Origin of the sequence: Coleofasciculus sp. FACHB-712, from assembly GCF_014695635.1 — a bacterium.
GTDB lineage: Bacteria > Cyanobacteriota > Cyanobacteriia > Cyanobacteriales > FACHB-T130 > FACHB-T130.
In genome coordinates, this window is the sequence record NZ_JACJOQ010000087.1 from 1 (window position 1) to 3052 (window position 3052).

General features: G+C 47.4%; 1 protein-coding gene and 1 pseudogene. One reads left to right on the forward strand and one right to left on the reverse strand.

Annotation, left to right across the window (positions count from 1 at the left end; all coding sequences use genetic code 11):
* Positions 1-473: pseudogene (locus H6F50_RS02165) on the reverse strand (hypothetical protein); the annotation flags it as partial.
* Positions 474-540: 67 nt separating this feature from the next.
* Between H6F50_RS02165 and H6F50_RS02170 the strand changes: the two are divergent.
* On the forward strand, positions 541-3052 hold a 2512-nt coding region (locus H6F50_RS02170), incomplete at its 3' end, for an alpha-mannosidase (RefSeq protein ID WP_190425824.1).

The window sequence follows — 3052 nt, forward strand, 5'->3', positions numbered from 1 at the left end:
GCAGCGCTACGATCGAAAAATTGGAATCCAAAATATGTCGTAGAGACACGATTAATCGCATCTGCAACTTGACTGAAAATTCCTGCTTTGTTACTAGAAGTAGCAACAGAATTTGCCGATGGATTTAAAGCGAATTCTGATTCTTCCTGACCCGCGATCGCTCGTAGCACTTCCTGAATTGGCGCGTCTGTCGGTGGCGGCGTTGGCGGCGAGTTAGGACGTTTTGTTCGGTCTTTTTTACCAGAATGTAATTGTGGGAATTTTTCTTGCGTCGCTTGTTGTAATTGACGCCCCGCTAATTGGGAAGTTTGAGCCAGCAGATACACCGGATAGAGGAGGATTTGCGCTCCCCAAACCGCTGCGACTTTCAGATTTCGCACAGCGCGATCGCTCTCATCCTTCAACTGGCGAGATTTTCGGGAGAGGAAATTAAATAATTTGCTTTTATACCGACCATTGGGAGGGGAGGACATTTTGCTAAATGCTAAATGTTAATTGCTAATTGCTAAAAATAGTAGATGCCCTGATTTTATCGAAAAGATGACCGATTCCAAGACACCTTTTGTAACGCCCTCATCCAGCCTCCTGAGCGAAGCGATTGAAAAACTCTCTGCGATGACTCAGGTTAACGTTCAGACTGGCTGGCGCTACTGTGCCGCAGACCTGACAGCAGATACCGTCCGCCAATCTGATTTCGGGAATGATTGGTTATCTGTGGAGTTGAATGCGAGGGGACATATTGCTTGGGAAGCGGGGCAAAAGGTGTTATGGCTTAGTCAAAAATTGATTATTCCCCAAGATTTACACCTGTATCCTTTATCGGGGTTGGCGTTGCGGCTGGTGTTAACTTGGTGGGCAGAAGACGCGCAAATTTTTGTAAATGGCGTCAAAGTGCAAGCGGGAGACTTATTTGATTGCTCAACAAGGGTACTGCTGAGTCCGTCTGTTACGCCGGGTGAAAAGATTACCGTTGCCTTGCGCCTGGTCAGTCCCGGACATGATGATGGAGCATTAGTGCGATCGCGCTGTATATACGAATTTACCACCGACGCTCGGATTGAACCCGGTTTTGTCGCTGATGAGTTAGCTGTCTTGCAACGGTATTTAAAAACCTTTGAACCGGAAAAACTGGATATCTTGGCAGCTGCTGTAGCTGAGATTGACTGGACAGCACTGCCTGATGAACAAAAATTTGAGCGATCGCTTTCCACCCTCCGTCAAAACCTGCTCGACACACTAGGGTCAACAGAATCTAAAATCCAAAATCTAAAATCTAAAATCTGTTTGCTCGGTCATGCTCACTTAGACTTGGCTTGGCTATGGCCTGTCAGCGACACCTGGGAAGCTGCTCAACGCACTTTTGAATCGGTTCTCAAACTCCTGCAAGAATTTCCCAAGCTGACCTTCTGCCATTCCACACCCGCACTTTATGCTTGGATTGAGCAACATCGCCCGGATTTATTTGCCGCTATTCAACAACAAGTTGCGGCTGGACGCTGGGAAGTTGTCGGCGGAATGTGGGTGGAACCGGAACTAAATATTATTAATGGCGAATCGATTGTCCGCCAGTTGCTCTATGGTCAGCGTTACGTCTTAGAAAAATTTGGGAAATTGAGTACAGTTGCCTGGTTGCCAGATAGTTTTGGCTTTTGTGCCACGCTGCCCCAATTTCTAAAATCTGCTGGGATTGAATACTTTGTCACCCAAAAATTGCGCTGGAACGATACGACAAAGTTTCCCTATGAAGCATTTTGGTGGCGATCGCTTGATGGTTCCCTAATCTTCAGCCTCATGTCTGCTCCGATTGGTGAAGGCATTGACCCGATTAAAATGGCGTCTTATGCCTGTGTTTGGGAAACCCAAACCAGTTTAAAAGAGAGTCTTTGGCTTCCAGGTGTGGGCGATCATGGCGGTGGCCCTACCCGTGATATGTTGGAAGTCGCCCATCGTTGGGAAAAATCCCCCTTCTTTCCTCGTCTAGAATTCACTACATCTGAGAGCTATTTGCAGCAGATTAGCACTCAGAATCCCAACTCCAACGAAACTCAAAACTCAAGACTGTTCCCGGTTTGGGACGATGAACTCTATCTAGAATTCCATCGGGGTTGCTACACCACCCACGCCGATCAAAAGCGCTTTCAACGTCGCAGTGAAGGCTTACTGTACCAAGCAGAACTTTTCGCTTCCTTGGCGAGTATCAGCATCGGTGCGGCTTATCCCAAGCAAAAGCTAGAATCTGCCTGGAAAAAGGTACTATTTAATCAATTTCACGATATTCTCCCCGGTTCCTCAATTCCCCAAGTCTTTGTAGATGCGAATCAGGCTTGGCAAGAGGTAGAACAGGTGGGTTCGGAAATAGTACAGCAAGCCTTAAGCGCGATCGCAACTTCTATTGCCCTTCCCCCACCGCCGCAACCAGACGCCCTCCCAGTTATCGTCTTCAACTCCCTGAACTGGCAACGCTCGGAAGTCGTTACCGTCCCCTTACCGGCATCTGCACATCACTGGCAAATTTACGACTTAGAAGGGAAACTACTACCATCCCAGCTTTCTGAAGGCACGACGCTGTTATTTCTTGCCGAAAATACCCCATCGGTGGGTTATCGCCTCTTCTGGCTATGTCCTCAAAACCTAGATCCTCAAGCCGAATTACCCTCAAAAAGGCAACAATACGGGCATCCTAGCACTAGCCTTCCGGATTCTAATGCGACTAATCCAGATAATATCAGATATAGGGGAAAAAATTGCATCGTAGAAAATGACTTACTGCGGGTAATCGTTGATTCTCAAACAGGCGATTTAAGCAGTGTCTTTGACAAAATTAATCATCGAGAGATCCTCTCTCAAGTCGGAGGAAATCAACTCCAAGCCTTCCAAGATAGCGGTCAATATTGGGATGCTTGGAACATTGACCCCAACTATGCCCAACACCCCTTACCTCCCACCCAGCTAAAGTCAATTGAATGGGTAGAACAGGGGGCGGTGCAAACTCGTCTGCGCGTTGTGCGGCAGCTAGGCGAGTCGAAATTTTGCCAAGATTACATACTGCAAG